Origin of the sequence: Nocardioides sp. (assembly GCF_014360585.1) — a bacterium.
Lineage (GTDB): Bacteria > Actinomycetota > Actinomycetes > Propionibacteriales > Nocardioidaceae > Nocardioides.
The window spans coordinates 1-18,082 of sequence record NZ_JACIXG010000100.1; the positions used below are offsets into that span (position 1 = coordinate 1).

16 protein-coding genes and 1 tRNA gene are annotated in these 18,082 nt (G+C 68.2%); 9 read left to right on the forward strand and 8 right to left on the reverse strand.

What is annotated here, in order from left to right; genetic code table 11:
• Nucleotides 1–182 precede the first annotated feature (182 nt).
• From H5T77_RS22890 to H5T77_RS22910, 5 genes are all read right to left on the reverse strand, one after another.
• On the reverse strand, nucleotides 183–1,220 hold the full coding sequence (locus H5T77_RS22890; RefSeq protein WP_292652915.1) for a calcium-binding protein: 1,038 nt from the start codon (nucleotides 1,218–1,220) through the stop codon (nucleotides 183–185).
• A gap of 42 nt (nucleotides 1,221–1,262) precedes the next feature.
• Nucleotides 1,263–1,895: a DUF2461 domain-containing protein gene (locus H5T77_RS22895; RefSeq protein ID WP_292652916.1), complete on the reverse strand. Its 633-nt coding sequence runs from the start codon at nucleotides 1,893–1,895 to the stop codon at nucleotides 1,263–1,265.
• Nucleotides 1,896–1,928: 33 nt separating this feature from the next.
• Nucleotides 1,929–3,305: a class-II fumarase/aspartase family protein gene (locus H5T77_RS22900; RefSeq protein ID WP_292652917.1), complete on the reverse strand. Its 1,377-nt coding sequence runs from the start codon at nucleotides 3,303–3,305 to the stop codon at nucleotides 1,929–1,931.
• Between the two features lie 252 nt (nucleotides 3,306–3,557).
• Entirely contained in the window at nucleotides 3,558–4,265 is a 708-nt protein-coding gene (locus tag H5T77_RS22905; RefSeq protein WP_292652918.1) for a hypothetical protein, read from the reverse strand.
• A gap of 195 nt (nucleotides 4,266–4,460) precedes the next feature.
• Nucleotides 4,461–4,536 (reverse strand) — tRNA-Gly (locus H5T77_RS22910).
• A 102-nt stretch (nucleotides 4,537–4,638) separates the two neighbouring features.
• Here H5T77_RS22910 and dcd point away from each other — a divergent pair.
• From dcd to H5T77_RS22955, 9 genes are all read left to right on the forward strand, one after another.
• A complete protein-coding gene (gene dcd, locus H5T77_RS22915; RefSeq protein ID WP_292652919.1) occupies nucleotides 4,639–5,214 on the forward strand; it encodes a dCTP deaminase in 576 nt (191 codons plus the stop codon).
• A gap of 30 nt (nucleotides 5,215–5,244) precedes the next feature.
• Nucleotides 5,245–5,847 (forward strand): DNA-3-methyladenine glycosylase I, encoded by a 603-nt coding sequence (locus tag H5T77_RS22920; RefSeq protein WP_292652920.1) that lies wholly within the window; start codon nucleotides 5,245–5,247, stop codon nucleotides 5,845–5,847.
• Nucleotides 5,848–5,952: 105 nt separating this feature from the next.
• A complete protein-coding gene (locus H5T77_RS22925) occupies nucleotides 5,953–7,011 on the forward strand; it encodes an ABC transporter substrate-binding protein (RefSeq protein ID WP_292652921.1) in 1,059 nt (352 codons plus the stop codon).
• An 8-nt stretch (nucleotides 7,012–7,019) separates the two neighbouring features.
• Entirely contained in the window at nucleotides 7,020–8,051 is a 1,032-nt protein-coding gene (locus tag H5T77_RS22930; protein ID WP_292652922.1) for a FecCD family ABC transporter permease, read from the forward strand.
• Nucleotides 8,048–9,088 carry a FecCD family ABC transporter permease gene (locus tag H5T77_RS22935; RefSeq protein ID WP_292652923.1) on the forward strand — a complete coding sequence of 347 codons (1,041 nt, stop codon included), beginning with the start codon at nucleotides 8,048–8,050 and terminating at the stop codon, nucleotides 9,086–9,088. Before H5T77_RS22930 ends, H5T77_RS22935 begins: the two co-directional genes overlap by 4 nt.
• A gap of 16 nt (nucleotides 9,089–9,104) precedes the next feature.
• Nucleotides 9,105–9,920: an ABC transporter ATP-binding protein gene (locus H5T77_RS22940; RefSeq protein ID WP_292652924.1), complete on the forward strand. Its 816-nt coding sequence runs from the start codon at nucleotides 9,105–9,107 to the stop codon at nucleotides 9,918–9,920.
• Nucleotide 9,921: 1 nt separating this feature from the next.
• The gene (locus tag H5T77_RS22945) at nucleotides 9,922–10,845 is read left to right on the forward strand and encodes a siderophore-interacting protein (protein WP_292652925.1); all 924 of its coding nucleotides are present in this window, start codon (nucleotides 9,922–9,924) and stop codon (nucleotides 10,843–10,845) included.
• Nucleotides 10,846–10,929: 84 nt separating this feature from the next.
• On the forward strand, nucleotides 10,930–12,666 hold the full coding sequence (locus H5T77_RS22950; protein WP_292652929.1) for a sodium:solute symporter family protein: 1,737 nt from the start codon (nucleotides 10,930–10,932) through the stop codon (nucleotides 12,664–12,666).
• 10 nt (nucleotides 12,667–12,676) lie between these two features.
• A complete protein-coding gene (locus H5T77_RS22955; protein WP_472850365.1) occupies nucleotides 12,677–12,973 on the forward strand; it encodes a hypothetical protein in 297 nt (98 codons plus the stop codon).
• Between the two features lie 6 nt (nucleotides 12,974–12,979).
• Here the strand turns inward: H5T77_RS22955 and H5T77_RS22960 are convergent, their stop codons facing one another.
• The 3 genes from H5T77_RS22960 to H5T77_RS22970 form a co-directional block, all read right to left on the reverse strand.
• Nucleotides 12,980–13,741: a DUF4097 family beta strand repeat-containing protein gene (locus tag H5T77_RS22960; protein ID WP_292652926.1), complete on the reverse strand. Its 762-nt coding sequence runs from the start codon at nucleotides 13,739–13,741 to the stop codon at nucleotides 12,980–12,982.
• A 74-nt stretch (nucleotides 13,742–13,815) separates the two neighbouring features.
• On the reverse strand, nucleotides 13,816–14,388 hold the full coding sequence (locus H5T77_RS22965) for a toxin-antitoxin system HicB family antitoxin (RefSeq protein ID WP_292652927.1): 573 nt from the start codon (nucleotides 14,386–14,388) through the stop codon (nucleotides 13,816–13,818).
• A gap of 235 nt (nucleotides 14,389–14,623) precedes the next feature.
• A complete protein-coding gene (locus H5T77_RS22970; protein ID WP_292652928.1) occupies nucleotides 14,624–17,944 on the reverse strand; it encodes a (Fe-S)-binding protein in 3,321 nt (1,106 codons plus the stop codon).
• Nucleotides 17,945–18,082 lie beyond the last annotated feature (138 nt).

An 18,082-nucleotide genomic window follows, 5' to 3' on the forward strand; every position in this document is an offset into this window, starting at 1 on the left:
TGCGCCAACATCGGCAAGATCAAGACCAGCTTCCCCGACGGCAGCTACACCACCACCGAGCTGATCATGGTCTACACCGTCAACGACGAGGGCCGCATCGCCTCCATGAAGGCCTTCTGGGAGCCCGAGCGCACGATGGCGAGCTTCACCAAGCCCTGACGACTATCTCGTATCGCTGTTGGTCAGGGGCTCCAGTAAGTGGCGCCGCCGATCGGCGGGCCGGTCGGCAGGTGGCGCGTGGCCAGGCAGGAGTACGTCACGCCGGCGCCGGGCTCGGAGGCGCACTGATCAGTGCCGGCCCCGCCCCTCACGACATCGGCGAGCCGACCACCGTTGAGCCGGTCGTTCCCGCCGCCCCCGAGAAGTCGATCACGGCCGTCTCCGCCGACGAGCGAGTCGCCGTCGGGACCGGCGGCCAGGTAGTCGGCACCGCTGAAGCCCTTGAGCCAGTCGCGACCCGAACCACCGTAGATGCGGTCGTTTCCGGACATGCCGTGGAGGCTGTCCCGCCCGGCGTTGCCGTAGATGAGGTCGGCGCCGCTGCCGCCGACGACGACGTCGGCGCCGTCGGCCGCGTAGATCCGGTCGTCACCGGTGCCGCCTCGGAGGGTGTCGTCTCCAGATGCGCCCCACATCTTGTCGTTGCCGCCGTTGCCGCTCAGCGCATCTGAGCCGGCCTCGCCGTAGAGGCGGTCGTTGCCTCCTTGGCCCTCGAGGAAGTCCCGGCCGCTGCCGCCGTAGAGAGTGTCGCCGCCGTCGGTTCCCGCAGCGGAGTCGAGGCCGGAGATGTAGTGCCCAGCGATCGTGTCACTCCCGCCGCCGCCATAGATGGTGTCGGCGCCAGTGCCGCCGGTGAGCTCGTCGTTGCCGGACGTTCCGTGGAGCGTGTCGTTGCCCGACTCCCCGTTGGCCCAGTTGCTGCCCCGGATCTCGTCGTTCCCGGGGTCGGCGAGCACGCGGCTTCCGCCGCGGATCCGGTCGTCTCCCGAGCCGCCGCAGACGACGTCGTTGGAGTCGGCAATGATCGAGTCGGCGCCGGGCGTACCCAGAATGACGTCGCGGATTGCCGGATCCGTCCGCTTCTCCCCGTGGTTCAGGTCGACGGTCACGGCCCTGCTGATGCAGCTGGTGGCGGCCACGCCGCTCGAGCTGGTCAGCAGTACGAAGCCAGGGAGGATCAGGAGCGATGCCGCCCCGGCGAGGGATAGAGAGGTACGCACGGCGCACACCGTAGTGGGTATCGCATGGCCGCGCATCAGGAATCAGGCGATGGCGTGCTCGGCGATCCACTCGATCAGCGGACGTACGGCCCGCCAGTCCTTCTTCACCTCGTCGACCAGGTCGGGGGTGTGGATGATCGGCTCGAAGCCGATGGTGCGGCCGAGGTGGATCGACTTGTAGCGGAGGAGCTCGATCTTGGGATGTTCCTTGTCGAAGCCACGGGGTGCGGTCTTGAGGCGGTCGCCGGTGACCTCGTACCCCTTCTTCTCCGCGACCGCGAGGCGCTTCTCCAGGTCAGGTCCGTAATGGTCGTGGACGATCGCGTCGCGGAAGGCCGCCAACCGGGGTGGCTCGAACCAGTAGCAGCCGCCGCCGGTGCGGATGCCGCGAGGTGAGACCTCGACGTAGTAGCCCGTCTGCGGTGCCACGGCGACGAACGCGCCCTGGTGGGTCTTGTAGGGCAGCTTGTCCTTCGAGAAACGTACGTCGCGGTAGGGCCGGAAGATCTTGGCGCTGCCGAACTCCTCGGCGAGGTCGTCAGTGAGCGCCTTCATCGGCGCGTGCACCGACTCCTTGTAGACGTGCTTGTGGGCCTCCCAGAACGACTTGGTGTTGTCGACCTCGAGGTCGTCGTAGAAGTCGAGTGCAGCGACAGGGAAACCTTCAAATACCACGCTGCCGATCCTACGAGGCGCGTTCGGCTCTCGCTAAACGCTCGGAATCTGGATGGTGTCCGCCACCCGGCGGGCGTGCTCGGCCATGGCGCGAGCGATGTTGGCGGACTCGCCGAGGTGACGGGCGGGGTCGAGCAGTCCGTCGATCTCGTCGCGGCTGAAGTGGGCCGAGACCTCGGGGGAGGCGGCGAGCAGCGAGGCGAAGTCGATGTCGTCGACCGCGGAACGCTGGGCCAGCTCGAAGACGACGTCGTGGGCGACCTGGCGGCCGATGCGCTCGCCGAGCTCGAGCATCAGCGACTCGGAGCCGATGAGACCGCCGGACAGAGCGAGGTTGGCGCGCATCCGCTCCTCGTCGAAGGTCAGGCCGGTGAAGATGACCACGAGCCTGGCGAGCACATCCCCGGCCAGGCGGGATGCCTGGGCGACGGCGTCCTCGAGGATGCCGGTCATCGCGCCGTTGGCCTCGTGGTCGTGGAGCATCGACTCCATCGCCGGGGCGACGAGTCCACGCAGCTGGGTGGCGGCGGTGATGACGTCGAGGGTGAGCTGAGGGTTGCGCTTGTGGGGCATCGTCGAGGAGCCGATGGTGCCCTCGGGGATCGGCTCGAAGGCCTCGCCGAACTCGGGCTGCATCATCGAGTAGACGTCCTTGCCGATCTTCCCGGCGGTGCCGCCGAGCAGACCGAGGATCGAGACCCACTCGACCATGCCGTCGTTGATCGCGCGCGACGGGACCGGCATCGAGCCCATGTCGAGCCGGGAGGCCGTCTCGGTCTCGATCGCGCGGGCATGGGAGCCGAAGGAGGCCATCGTGCCGGCCGCGCCGCCCATGAGCAGCCGGAAGACGCGGTCCTCCACCGAGCGGAGCCGGTCGACGTGGGCGGCGATCTCGTCGATCCAGATGGCGACCTTGAAGCCGAAGGTGATCGGGACGGCGTGCTGGGAGTGCGTACGCCCCGGCATCGGCACCTCGGCGCCGGCCTCGGCGACCTTCGACAGCGAGCGGAGCAGGTCGCCGAGCAGGTCGAGGATCTTGTCGTGCGCCTGGTGCAGCAGGATCAGGTCGGCGGTCTGGGTGATGTTCTGCGTCGTGGCGCCCCAGTGGACCCAGCCACCGTGCTTCGCGCCGACGACCCGGCAGAGCTCTTCGACCAGCGGTGTCAGCGGATGGCTGTGCTCGGCGGTGGCCTTCTCGATGCGGTCCATGTCGAGCTTGTCCAGGTCGGCCGCCTCGGCGATCGCCTCCCCGGCCTCCGCCGGGATCACCTTCACGGCCGCCTCGGCCCCGGCCAGCGCCGCCTCGACGTCGAGCCGCGCCTGCAGGCGCGCTTCGTAGGTGAACAGGTCTCCGATGCCGTGGTCGGGGACTCGTCCGTCGGTGAATCGGCTGGTCGAGCCCGCGGGCATGTCGAGTGATCCTTTACGCGTCGTTCACACATCGATTGGAAAACAGAGTCCCAATCTTAATGGACGCACCGCGAAACCAACGGCGATCGTGTGCTGCATCACTTGGATCGTGCAAGCGAGCCGATCGAGGCCGTGCCAACGGTACGGCCGTGGATCCGTGGGCCTGCGCGTGATCCAGTTACGGCGACGACCTGAGCCTTCTTGGACATCGTGGCCCCGCCGGATCGACGGGGTCACGAGCAGTATTGAAGATCAGAACGTGCGTCGCACTGTGACCGTGGTGGTCTTGCCACTTCGGAGGTTCTTTGTGATCAGTACGGCCTTGGTGAACTTGTTGGTCCGCTGGAAGCCGGTGAAGCGGTGCCGGAACTCGCCGATGTTCGTGTCAACGCCCACGTTGACGACCTTCGACTTCTCCTGGAAGCCGGCCGGAGTCCACAGGCGTACGGTGAGGCGGTACTTGCCGAGCCGGTTCGCCTCGCCCTCGACCCGGACAACGCCGGAGTCGCGGCGGACGGTGATCTGGGAGGACGAACCCATTCCGATGACTCGGTAGGGGTTCTGGTCGACACGTCCGACGCAGAAGACCGAGTAGTCGCCCGAGAAGTACATGCCCATGACCGGCTTCGGCCAGGCGAGGGTGGACTTCGTGGTGTCGCGTACGACGCCGTCGACCGGGTGGAGCGTCGCTGGCTCAGTCGACGGACCGTATGGCTCGGCGTTGCCGACCATCGTGAATCCGGACCAGTTGGACCTCTTCACGTCACGAATCACGGTCGTTCCGATGGTGCGACCGGTGGGCGAGCGCCGGGCACCGACGGTGATGACACCAGCGCCGCCCTGGCAGGCGCTTGTGACATTGACAGATGGGGTGGTCGCAGCCTGCGCGGAACCACCGAGTGACAGGGTCGCTGCGCCAAACGCGAGGGCGGCGGCAGCAAGCGTGAACTTGCGGGGCATGGGGGTCTTCCTTCGAAGTCGAGGCGCGCCCGCGACGTGTGGCGCGCTGGTATTGAAACACCCCCACAGGTATCCGTCAGTGAATTCGGCACACAGAACCCCAACAGCGCTCAGCTTGGGGGCATCTGAGGCCCAAACAGAAACCCGCACTGACGTCGATGATGACGAAAGTGCGGGCTGATCTGCTGTGTTACGTGGAGCGGACGACGAGATTCGAACTCGCGACATCAACCTTGGGAAGGTTGCGCTCTACCAACTGAGCTACGTCCGCAGGTGCCTCGGGAATGTTACCCCACGCTCCCCAGCAGGTGTGAAAAGTGGTCGGGAAAGTCGCGCCGTCGTTCCCGGCGCCCGGCTGCGTTAGGTTTGCCTCGTGCTGCTGAGCGACAAGGACATCCTGACCGAGATCCACGATGGACGGATCGTCATCGACCCGTGGGACGAGTCGATGCTGCAGCCGTCGTCTATCGACGTACGTCTGGACCGGTTCTTCCGGGTCTTCGACAACCACAAGTACGCCACGATCGACCCGGCCGTGGACCAGTCCGAGCTCACCCGGCAGATCGAGACCGAGGGCGACGAGCCGTTCATCCTGCACCCCGGTGAGTTCGTGCTCGGGTCGACCTACGAGACCGTCAGCCTGCCCGACGACATCGCCGCGCGCGTCGAGGGGAAGTCGTCGCTGGGGCGCCTCGGGCTGCTCACCCACGCCACCGCCGGCTTCGTCGACCCGGGCTTCTCGGGCCACGTGACGCTCGAGCTCGCCAACGTCGCGACGCTGCCGATCAAGCTCTACCCGGGCATGAAGATCGGGCAGTACTGCTTCTTCAAGCTCACCTCGCCCGCGCAGAACCCCTACGGCTCGGAGAAGTACGGGAGCCGTTACCAGGGTCAGCGCGGCCCGACCGCCTCGCGCAGCTTCCAGAGCTTCCACCGCACCCAGATCTGACTGTCGGTGGTCGCGGCTAGGGTCGGGTGGATGAGTGAGACACCGTTCCTGGCCCCTGACGGTCAGACGCGTTGCGCGTGGGCTGGAGGGGCGCCGGAGTTCCTGGCGTACCACGACACCGAGTGGGGCTTCCCGGCCGGCGGCGACGTCCGGCTCTTCGAGAAGATCTGCCTCGAGGGGTTCCAGAGCGGGCTGTCGTGGCGCACGATCCTCAACAAGCGGCCCGCGTTCCGCGAGGTCTTCGAGGGGTTCGACTACCACCTGGTCGCCGGGTTCGATGAGAGCGATGTCGAGCGTCTCCTGCAGGACGCCAGGATCATCCGTCATCGCGGGAAGATCGAGGCCACGATCAACAACGCCCGGCGCGCGATCGCGCTCGTCGAGGAGCACGGGTCGCTGGCTGCGTACGTCTGGGGCTTCGAGCCCGAGCCGCTGACGGTCCCGGAGGTGGTGGCGACCTCGCCCGCCTCGGTCAGGCTCTCCAAGGACCTCAAGAAGCGCGGCTGGAAGTTCGTCGGACCGACGACGATGTACGCGTTCATGCAGTCGATGGGGATCATCAACGACCACTCGCTCGACTGCGTGATCCGGGAGCGGGTCGAGGCCGAGCGGGAGACGTTCGTCAGGCCCTGACCGTCCGCTGCGTCGTCCCAAACCCTGGGGGCCGATGCCTCGCGGGAACCCAAATGTGTTTAGGCTGTCCTAACTAAGCATTGCCTAACCCGAGGTGGTTTCCCCGTGATCCGTCGATCCGTACTCATCGCAGCGAGCGTCGTGCTCGCCGCCACCGGCCTGGCTGCGTGCAGCACGGGCGCGACCGACTCCGCGGACAGCTCCGCGGACTCCGCATCGAAGGCCGACTCGGGCGCCTTCCCTGTCACTGTCGAGCATGCCTACGGCAGCACCGAGATCACCGAGGAGCCGACCAAGGTCGCCACCATCGGCTGGTCCGACCACGACGTCGCGCTGTCGCTGGGCGTCGTCCCGGTCGCCGCTCAGGCGATCACCTGGGGTGGCAACGACCAGCAGTCGACCGACTGGTTCGACGCCGAGCTGAAGGAGGTCGGCGGCAAGCAGCCGGTGCGCTACAACGCCGACACCAGCATCCCGTTCACCGAGATCAGCAAGGCGACCCCTGACCTGATCCTCGCGACCAACTCGGGCATCTCCAAGCAGGACTACAAGAAGCTCAGTGAGATCGCCCCCACCGTCGCCTTCCCCGGCGCCCCGTGGCTGACCTCCTGGCAGGACTCCCTGGAGATGGTCGGTAACGCCACCGGCCGGGTCACCCTGTCCGAGGAGGTCAAGAAGGAGACCGAGGACGCGATCGCCCAGGCCCAGAAGGACCACCCGCAGATCGTCGGCGCCGAATACCTGGTCACGGGTGTCCAGGACAACTCCAAGCTCGGCACCATCGGTCTGTACGGTGCCGGCGACGCCCGTCCGCAGATGCTGACCCAGCTCGGCATGAAGCTCGCTCCGGTCGCTGACGAGCTGGTCCCGGCCGGTCAGTTCTACGCCGACGTCTCCGCGGAGAAGGCTCCCCAGCTGGAGTCGGAGGTGCTGATCAACCTCGGCTACACCGAGGGCAGCTTCGAGGCCCTGCAGCAGGACAAGCTGCTCAGCCAGATCCCGGCGATCAAGAGCGGCCACTACCTCGACATCACCGACCAGCCGCTGTCTCTGACCTTCTCCGCCGCGAGCACCCTGTCGATCCCTTACTTCATCGACGAGCTCGTTCCCTCGATCGCCGAGGCGGTCGACGGCGGGAAGGTCAACGTCACCGCGGAGAAGTGACGGCCGCGTTGACCACCCCCACGTCTCTCGCCCCGGTCGACCCGGCAGCGCCTGCTGCCGCGGTCGCCCGGGGCCGGCGACTTCCCGGGATCGGCCTGATCCTGGGAGCACTGGCCCTCGCAGCGGTCGTCTCGATCCTGCTCGGCGCCGAATGGGTGCCACCCAGCGCACTGTTCGACGACGGCAGCTTCGGGAACGCGATCTTGGAGAACCGGATCGCCCGTACGGCGACCGCCTTCGCGGTCGGCGGCGCGCTCGCGCTCGGCGGCGCCTGCCTGCAGGGGGTGACCCGCAACCCGTTGGCCGACCCAGGGCTGCTCGGGCTCAACGCCGGTGCGGCCTTCGCGGTCGTGGTGGCGCTCGTGTACGTCGGCGCAACGGGCCTGAACTCGCTGCTGTGGGCCGCCTTCGTCGGTTCGGCGCTGGCCGCGATCCTCGTGCACGGCATCGCCGCGATCGGCCGCGACGGCGCCACCCCCGCCAAGCTGGTGCTGGCCGGTGCCGCGCTGACCGCGGCGCTGACCAGCTGGACCAGCGGCATCCTGCTGATCGACCACAAAGGGCTGGAGGTCTTCCGGCAGTGGCAGGTCGGCACCATCGGCAGCGACTGGGGTGACCTCGCGATCTGTGCCCCGTTCCTGATCGTGGGTGCCCTGATGGCCCTGTTGAGCGCCCCGGTCCTGAACGCGCTCGCGCTCGGCGACGACCTCGCCAAGGGTCTCGGCCGCCGCACCGGCCTGGACCGCGTGGTCGTCGGGCTCGCGGTGGTCCTCCTCTGTGGCACCGCCACCGCTCTGGTCGGCCCGGTCGCCTTCGTCGGCCTGGTCGTCCCGCACGCCGTACGCGCCCTGGTCGGTCCCAGCTACGCCCTGGTGCTGCCCCTCTCGATCGCCGCCGGGGCCGCGCTGACCGCCATCGCCGACGCGCTCGGCCGGGTGGTGCTGCCGCCCACCGAGGTGCAGGTCGGGATCATGACGGCCGTGGTCGGCGTACCGGCGTTCGTCTGGTTCCTGCGACGTGGACGGATGGCGGGCCTGTGAGCATCACCGCACCTGCCGAACCCAAGCGGTCCGTCGAGGTCGTACGCACGGCCCGGCGGGCACCGCGTCGACACCATGCCTACGTCGTCGGTGTCCTGGCGGCGCTGCTGTTCGGTGCCTTCGTCGCCCGGGTGCTGCTCGGCAACTACATCATCACCGTGCCCGACTTCTTCCGCATCCTCGGCGGGGCCGAGATCCCCGGCGCCACCTTCCTGCTGATGTCGGAGAAGCTCCCGAGGGCGATCCTCGGGGTGCTGGTCGGAGTCGCGTTCGGCACGGCCGGCGCGGTCTTCCAGAGCACCCTGCGCAACCCGCTGGCCAGCCCCGACATCGTCGGAGTCTCGCTCGGCGCCAGCGCGTCGGCGGTCTTCGCGATCGTGGTGCTCGACCTCGAGGGCCTGGCCCTGAGCGTCGCCGCGATCCTGGGCGCGCTCGCGATCGCGGTGGCGGTCCGGCTCGTCGCCGGCTCAGACGGCAGCTACCGGCTCGTCCTCGTCGGGGTCACCGCCGCGGCCGCGATGACCGCGGTCGTCCACTACCTCTTCACCCGTGCCAACGAGTTCGACGCGCTGCTCGTGCTGCGTTGGCTCACCGGCGCGCTCAACGGCGTCACCTGGCCCACCATCTGGATCCTGCTCGGCTTCCTCGTCGTGCTCGTCCCGGCGCTGATCTGGACCGCCCGCTCCGCGCAGGTCCTCCAGCTCGGCCCGGACGTGGCCACCGGTCTGGGGGTCAGCCGGCGGCGTACGGACCTGCTGCTCCTCCTCGCGGTCCTGCTCACCGCGCTCGGCGTCGCGGCAGCCGGGCCGGTCGCCTTCGTCGCGTTCGTGTCCGGACCGATCTCGCGGGCGCTCAACGGCGGGCGTACGACCCTGGTCGGCGCTGCGCTGGTCGGCGCCATCGTGATGGTGGCCGGCGACTACATCGCCGACTATGCGGTCCCAGGCGTCTCCTTCCCGGTAGGCGTCGTCACCGGTGCGTTCGGGGCGCCGTTCCTCTTGTGGTTGCTCGCCGCTGGGCGAGCTGGAAGGCGATGACATGAAAGAGGGCCAGATGAGACTCGCTGCGGAGAGCGTGAGCCTCGGCTACGGCGGAGACCCCGTCGTCGACGAAGTCTCGCTGGAGATCCCCGACGGGCTCACCACCGTGATCGTCGGCGCCAACGGCTGCGGGAAGTCCACCCTCCTGCGTGGGATGGCCCGACTGCTGAAGCCGATGTCCGGGCAGGTCGTGCTCGACGGCAAGGCGGTCCACAAGCAGCCCACGAAGGCGGTGGCCAAGACGCTCGGTCTGATGCCGCAGTCGCCGATCGCGCCCGAGGGGATCACCGTCGTCGACCTGGTCGGCCGCGGACGCCAGCCCCACCGCGGCGCGCTGCAGCGCTGGTCTCCCGAGGACGACGCGGCGGTCGCGGAGGCGCTCGAGCTGACCGACACGCTCGAACTCGCCGACCGGATCGTCGACGAGCTCTCCGGTGGCCAGCGGCAGCGGGTCTGGGTGGCGATGGCGCTGGCCCAGCAGACCGACCTGCTGCTCCTCGACGAGCCGACCACGTTCCTCGACGTCGCCCACCAGATCGATCTCCTCGACCTGCTCCACGGTCTGCGGGAGACCCGGGGCACCACCGTCGTGATGGTGCTCCACGACCTCAATCTGGCCGCCCGCTATGCCGATCACCTGATCGCGATGAGCTGCGGAAAGGTCGCCGCCACCGGCACCCCAGCCGAGGTGGTCACCGCCGACCGCGTCGAGCAAGTCTTCGGTCTGGAGTCCCAGGTCATCGTCGACCCCGTCTCGGGTACACCGATGGTCGTCCCCATCGGACGCCACCACCGACCCGCCGCTCGCCCCCACGCCCAAGGAGCCTGACATGCCCATCCTCGCCCGCGTCTCGGTGCGCTCGGTGGAGCGCCTCTCGCCGTCGTTCGCCCGGATCGAGCTGGTCGGCGACGACCTGGCCGACTTCGGCACCGATGGTCCCTCCCGCGACCAGCGCATCAAGCTCCTCTTCCCGGCCGCCTCGGGCGTCCTGCCCGAGCTCTCCGCCGACGACTGGTACACCGAGTGGCTCGGCCTCCCCGACGAGGAGCGCCCGCGGATGCGCACCTACACGATCCGCTCGATCGCGGGGGAGGGCATCGAGAAGCGTCTGTACGTCGACTTCGTGCTGCACCCCGGCGCGCACGGTCCCGGCTCCGACTGGGCCGTCGCGGCGGGCCCCGGGGACGAGATCATGGTCGTCGGCCCGAAGCTCGGTGAGGAGTACGGCGGCATCGAGTGGCTTCCCGGCGATGCCACCCGGCTGCTCCTCGTCGGCGACGAGACGGCCGTGCCGGCGCTCGTCTCGATCATCGAGTCCCTGCCTGCGGATGCGACCGGATCGGCGTTCCTGGAGGTGCCGGTCGCCGGCGACGTACAGGGCGTGTCTGCTCCTGAGGGACTGAAGGTCAGCTGGCTGCCGCGCGACGGAGCGCCGGTGGGTGGTCCTGCCCTGGCCGCCGTCGGCGGGCTGCTCGGCTTCGACGCCACGCCCGAGGACGTGACCTCGGTCGAGGTCGAGGACCCGGACCTTTGGGAGACCCCGATCTACTCGTCCTCCGGCGAGGAGGTCGCGGCGCTCGAGAACGGCCCAGCGAAGGCCGCCGACGGCGAGGACGGGCGCTACGCCTGGATCGCCGGGGAGTCGCGGATGGTCACCGCACTGCGCCGTCACCTGGTCAACGAGCTCGAGATGCCGCGCAAGCAGGTCGCTTTCATGGGCTACTGGCGAGAAGGCGTGTCGATGAAGGGCTGACCCAGCGCAATTCTCGGGCAGGCGCGGGGTTAAGTTTGGTGCGCCCAATCAAATAGAAGGGTCTTGGGAATGCACACAGGCATCCTGGCCGCGGACACCCTGATCCAGGCCAACGCGGTCGACTATCTCCTGATCGCGATCTACTTCGCATTCGTCCTCGGAATCGGCTTCCTGGCCAGCCGCGGCATGTCGAGCTCGGTGGACTTCTTCCTGTCCGGCCGGTCGCTGCCCGCGTGGGTCACCGGCCTCGCCTTCATCTCAGCGAACCTCGGCGCGGTCGAGATCATGGGTATGTCGGCGACGGGCGCACAGCTCGGACTACCCACCGTCCACTATTTCTGGATCGGCGCCGTTCCGGCGATGCTCTTCCTGGGCGTCGTGATGATGCCCTTCTACTACGGCTCGAAAGTGCGCTCGGTCCCCGAGTTCATGAAGCGTCGTTTCGGCACCGGGGCCCACCTGGTCAACGCGATCTCGTTTGCGGTGGCGCAGCTGCTGATCGCGGGTATCAACCTCTACCTGCTCGGCTCCATCGTGCACGCGCTGCTCGGCTGGCCGCTGTGGGTCGCGCTGATCGTGGCCGCGCTGATCGTGCTGTCCTACATCACCCTCGGTGGTCTGAAGGCGGCGATCTACAACGAGGTGCTGCAGTTCTTCGTGATCGTGGCCGCGCTGTTGCCACTGACCATCCTCGGCCTCTACAACGTCGGAGGGTGGGACGGTCTCGCCTCGAAGATCGAGGCGGCCTCGGCCGCCAACCCCGACACCGTCGCGTCGGCCGCCGGCCAGCTCAACTCCTGGCCCGGCACCGCGCTGACCGGCTTCTCCTCCGACATCCTCTCGGTGGTCGGCATCGTGTTCGGTCTCGGGTTCGTGCTCTCGTTCGGCTACTGGACGACCAACTTCGTCGAGGTCCAGCGGGCGATGGCCGCCGACTCGATCAGCGCCGCCCGCAAGACGCCGATCATCGGCGCCTTCCCGAAGATGTTCGTCCCGTTCATCACGATTCTGCCCGGCATGATCGCCGCGGTCCTGGTGACGGAGCTGGCCGATTTCAAGGCATCCGGAGGAGAGGCACAGATCGCGGGAGGTGCGGGCGGCAACGTGAACTACAACGACTCGCTGCTCCTCCTGATGAGGGATCTTCTGCCCAACGGTCTCCTCGGCCTGGCGCTCGCCGGTCTGCTGGCGGCGTTCATGGCCGGGATGGCGGCCAACGTGTCCGCCTTCAACACGGTGGTCTCCTTCGACCTCATCCAGGAATACATCATCAAGGACCGGCCGGACGAGTTCTACGTCAGGCTGGGCCGCTGGGCCACCGTCTCGGCGACCGCCATCGCGATCTTCACCGCAGCGCTCGCGTCCAACTTCTCCAACATCATGGACTACCTACAGACCCTGTTCGGGTTCTTCAATGCGCCGCTGTTCGCGACGTTCATCCTGGGTATGTTCTGGAAGCGGATGACCGCCACCGCCGGTTGGGCCGGTCTGGTCTCCGGCACCTTGGCGGCAGTGCTCGTCGGCGTTCTCTCCGACGGCACGCTCGGCGGGCTGTCCGTGGGTGTCCTGCCGCTCTCCGGCCAGGGGGCGTCGTTCGTGGCTGCCGGTGCGGCCTTCGTCGTCGACATCATCGTCAGCGTGATCGTCTCGCTGGTGACCAAGCCGAAACCGGAGGGCTCCTTGAAGGGTCTGGTCTACTCCGAGACCCCCAAGGAGGACCTGGTCGACGCCGAGGACGCCGGCCGCCCGTGGTACGCGCGGCCGGTGCCCCTGGCAGGCGTCGCGCTGGTCATGGTCATCATCTTGAACGTGATCTTCTAAGGAGGCTGAGATGTCCACCGAATCCAACAAGGCTGAGCCCAACGAGGCTGACTCCAACAGCGGGCTTCTCGGCACGCTGCTGGCGCTCTTCGACATCCGAAACGTGATCGGGGCCCTGCTCTCGATCTACGGCGTCATCCTGCTGCTGATGGGCCTCTTCGGCGACCCGGAGGTCGAGAAGACCGGCGGGCCCAACGCCAACCTCTGGGCGGGCATCGTCCTGCTCGTCATCGGGGCGATCTTCATCGCCTGGGGTGTGCTCAAGCCGGTCGTGCCGGACGCGCCTCACCCCGGCGACAAGGAGTAGGTCCGTTCACAGACCGACAAGAGTGACATCACCGCTGACCGTGGTGGTGCGGAGCTCGACGTAGGGCTCACCCGCGGCCGGTGCGCCAGCGCTCTCGACAGTGCTGGTGCACCGGCCGGTCACGGTGTTGACGTCGGTCCACACCGGGGTGCCGTTCGGGATTCCGATGCGTACGTCGGAGGAGGCCCCCTTCACCGAGATCCGCCCCGCGCTGACCGAGTGGATCGCGAAGTCTCCGGCGCCGGTCGAGTGGCTCACGTCGCCCTCGACCTCGTCGATCTCCACGGTTCCGGATCCGGTCTTGGTGTTCAGGTCGTGTGCCGTACCGATCCGGATGTCACCTGACCCGGACTTGATCGAGGCGCGACCGCCGAGAGTGTCGGCCTCGATGTCTCCCGAGCCGGACTCGACCTGGAACTCCTCGGCGACCTGGTCGATCCGTACGTCGCCGGAGCCGGTCTGGATCCACGCTGCCCGGAGGACGCCCTGCGTGGCGATGTCGGCGGTTCCGGTGCGAGCTCGCAGCTGGCTCCGTGACGGCGCCGTGATGGTGATGTCGTAGCGCCGCGAGCGGCTGAACGGGCCCTTGTGCGGGTCGATGACGTTGATCGTGTCGCCGCTCTGCTCGACGACCAGACTCTCGGCGTCATCGCCGTCGACCTCGACGGTCGTCTCGTCGGTGTCGGTCGTCTGGACCTCGAGGTTGCCCTTGCCGAACTCGACGAAGAGCTTGGCCGGGGCGGTGGACATGAAGGTGTACGTGCTCATGATGCTGCTCCTCAGGGTGTGCTGATCTACCGGAGCGGCCGGGCGGCCGTCCGTTGGTTGGTCTTGGGCTCAGGTCAGAGCCAGCCGGTCATCCGGCGGTCGGACCTGCCGCGGTTGCTCCCGCGGAAGGGGTCGAGGCTGCTCATCGCCTCGTTGACGATGTGTGGGATCGCAGAGAGGTCGACGTCGACGTTGACCGCGTTGTCGCGGGTCGCCGCTCGCACGGCGCCGACCAGCCAGGTGTTGAGCGACTGGCCCGCGTCGGCCGCCGCCTCCTCGGCCTTCGCCTTGAGTGACTCCGGGATGCGGAGGGTCACCCGGGAGAGGGTGTCGTCGGTCTCGGGCTCCGGCGGGGCCGGGGGAGCGGGCGGTGCCGGCGGGGCGGGGGCGACAGGTTCGGCGAGCTCCGGAAGCGTGACGCCGAACTCCAGGTCGCGTCCTCGCAGGCGTACGTCCACGTTGCCCGTCGGCAGCTCCGCGGTGATCTCGGCCGCTGCCTGGCTCACCGCCTCCATCACGGCGAGCCGCGCGGCCGGGTCGAGTGCGTAGGTGAGCCGCTCCGCGGTCTCCCGCGCCTCCGGCCCGGAGGCCTCGGCCGCGGCCAGCAGGTCTCGTCGCAGGCTGTCGATATACGGCGTGATGTCCATACGCACCACTATGACATCATCATGACGTCATAGCAACCCCAACCTGACATCACGTGATGTCAGTGTGCTGCCGAAGCGTCACGCCGGTCGGCCGAGACGTCAGGTGCGTCGGTCGAGTGGGCACGCTGGTGCCGTCTCGGCCGACGCGAGTGACGCCTCGGCCAAATGACGATGACGCCTTGTGAATCACTCACAAGGCGTCATCGTCTGGTGCAGCCGACTGACTGCGATGGGATCAGAGGTCGAAGAGCGACCCTGTCTCGTGGATGTCGACGTCGGTACGCGGCGTGTGTGCCTCACCGCTCACCGACGGCGCCGGCTTCGGCGCGGCCTCTGCCTCAGGCTCTGCCTTCGGCTCGGTCTCCGGGGCGGGCTCCGGCTCGGACGGAGTCTCCGTCTCGACTGCGGCGTCCTCGACGGGTGCCGCCTCGGCCACGGTCTCCACAGGAGCCTCGGCCACGGGCGCGGCCTCGGCGGGAGCGGGTGCGGCCGGAGCCGCGGCGGTGACCGAGCCTTCCGGAGCCTCGATGTCGAAGAGCGAGCCGAGACCGTCGAAGTCGACGTCGGACTTCGGCTCCGAGGTCACTCCCGAACCTGCCTCAGCCGGAGCGGGAGCTGGAGCCGGAGCAGCCGGAGCCTCGGCCGGAGCAGAGGCCTCGGGGGCCTTCGCCGGAGCCTGCTCGGGCTCGGCGGCCGGGATGTCGAAGAGCGAGCCACCCGCGCTGAGATCGACGCTCGGCTCCTCGGCGGCCGGCTCCGGAGCCGAGGCAGGTGCCTCGGGCTCGGCTGCGGGTGCGGCCTTCGCCTCGGGCGCGGCAGCGGGCTCTTCCTGCTGAGCGGGTACGTCGAAGAGCGACCCGCCGGCCCCGAGGTCGACAGCAGGCTCTTCAGCGGGCTTGGCCGCGGGCTCGTCGGCCGCCTTGTCGGCCGGCACGTCGAACAGCGAGCCGCTCGAGGCAGGGGACTCCTCGGTCGTCTCTGTGGGCGCGTCGAAGAGTGACCCGCCGTCGTCGAAGAGCGATCCGCCGGAGGCAGGCTTCTCCGGCTCGGCGGCCGGAGCAGGGGTGTCGAAGAGCGAACCGCCACCCGACGTACCTCCCGAGGCCGGCTCGGCCGGCGCGGGGGTGTCGAAGAGCGAGGAGGCGTCGGACGGAGCCTTCGGGGTCTCGGTGGTCTCAGCCGGGGAGTCGAAGAGCGACGAGCCGGCAGTGGCGGCAGCACCGCCCGCGGCCGAACCGGAGGCCGGAGCGGCCTCTTCGACGGCCGGGGCGGCCTTGGCGGCAGCGCCGACCTTCGCACCGTCGCCCGGGGCCAGCTTGGTGGCCTGCTCGCCCTTCACGGACGCGAGCAGCATCTGCGCGACGTCGAGGACCTCGACCTCTTCGCGTGCGGCACCGTTGGCCTGGGCCTTGGTCAGACCGTCGGAGAGCATGACGCGGCAGAACGGGCAACCGACGGCGATCTGGTCGGCGCCGGTGGCGACGGCCTCATCCGTGCGGTTCTCGTTGATCCGCGACCCGATCTTCTCCTCCATCCACATCCGGGCGCCACCGGCGCCACAGCAGAAGGAGCGCTCGGAGTTGCGGGGCATCTCCTTGAACTCGGCGCCCGGCATGATCTGCAGCAGCTCCCGCGGCGGCTCGTAGACGCCGTTGTGGCGGCCGATGAAGCACGGGTCGTGGTAGGTGATCGAGCGCTTGTGGGCGCCGGCGCCGTCCGCGATCGGAGTCAGCTTGCCCTCGCGTACGAGCCGGTTGAGCAGCTGGGTGTGGTGGACGACCTCGAGCTCGATGCCGAACTCCTTGTACTCGTTCTTCAACGTGTTGAAGCAGTGAGCACAGGTGGTGACAGCCTTCTTGACCTTGAACTCCTTGAACGTCTCGACGTTCTGCTGAGCCAGGCCCTGGAAGACGAACTCGTTGCCGGCACGGCGGGCGGAGTCGCCGGTGCAGGTCTCGCCGTTGCCGAGCACGCCGAAGGAGACCCCGGCCATGTCGAGCAGCTCGGCCACGGCGCGGGTGGTCTTCTTGGCCCGGTCCTCGTACGCGCCGGCGCAGCCGACCCAGAACAGCCAGTCGACCTCCTCCAGCGACTCGATGTCCTTGCCGACCTCCTTGACGTCGAAGGGCAGGTCCTTGGCCCAGTCCATGCGCGCGTTGGCGTTCATGTTCCAGGGGTTGCCCTTGCCCTCGAGGCCCTTGAAGAGGCCGTTGAGCTCGGTGGGGAAGTTCGATTCGACGAGCACCTGGTAGCGGCGCATGTCCATGATGTGGTCGACGTGCTCGATGTCGACAGGGCACTGCTGGACGCAGGCGCCACAGGAGGTGCAGGACCAGAGGACGTCCTCGTCGATGACGAAGCCGCCGTCCTCAGGGTTGTAGAACCAGTCGAGCACCTCGGTGTTGCTCCCGGCGCCTGCCGGGGCGCCGTCGGCCTTGCCGATGAGCGGCAGCTCCTTCAGGTCCGAGTCGTCGGCGGCGGCGTAGGCGTGCTCACGCAGGCCCATCATCAGCAGCTTGGGAGAGAGCGGCTTCTCCGTGTTCCAGGCAGGGCACTGCGACTGGCAGCGACCACACTCGGTGCAGGTGGTGAAGTCGAGGATGCCCTTCCAGGAGAAGTCCTGGATCGAGCCGACGCCGAGGATCGCGTCCTCGGGGATGCGGTCCTCCTCGACGTCCTCGAGGGTGACCGGCTTGCCGTCGATGAGCATCGGCTTGATCGCGCCGAGCGCGGTGCCGAGCGGGCGGGCGCCCTCGATGTCGGACGTACGCGACGCTGGATCGCGCTTGAACCAGATGTTGAACCAGGCGGTGAAGCGGTGCCAGGCGACACCCATCGTCAGGTGGGTGGAGACGACGGCCAGCCAGATCAGCGCGGTGATGATCTTGAAGGCCGCGATCGAGTAGATGATGTTCTCGAGCGTGTGGACCGCGTCGGGGCCGGTGGGGTAGAGCGCGCCGAAGAACTGCGAGACCGGGAAGTGGAACGCGGTGGCATGCTCGGCGACCTCCCCGCCGTGGGCCTTGGCGAGGTTGTACTCCGCACCGCGGATGAACAGGATCGCCGCGCTCTCCAGCAGCACCATCGCCTCGACGAAGAAGGCCTGCCACTGCGTGGAGCCGAAGAACCGCGTGCCGCGGCCCATCTTCGAGGGCAGGTGGGTCACCCGGTAGATGATCAGCGGGATGATGCCCAGCGCGCCGAGCAGGCCGAGGAGCTCGGCGAGCCACTCGTAGACGAACAGCTGTCCGATGACCGGGAGCGTCCATTCCGGGTCGAAGAGCTGGAAGTACGCAGCCCCGACCGCCGTCGAGAGCAGCAGGAACGCGGCGAAGGCGAACCAGTGGAGCACGCCGACCCAGGTCCACTGCAGCATGCGCGTGTGAAGGACGGTCTCTTTCAACATCGTCAGGGTGCGGGCCAACGGCTGGTCGACGCGGCTGATCGGCGTGCCGATCTTGATTACCGCGAGCATCGACCGGACCGCCTTGGTCACCAGGTAGGCGGTGGCCACCGTTGCCGCAAGACACACGACGATGGCGATGATCTGCAACATGCCTAGGCGCTCCTCATCAGGGGGCAGGACGAACCGGTTTGCAGCCGAGCCTAGTGCTTGTGAGTCGGTTCGGTTGCTAAGGGTGGGTTGATCCTACCCGTGAGTAACTTCATAGTGAAGAAACGGCCCGCGACCTGG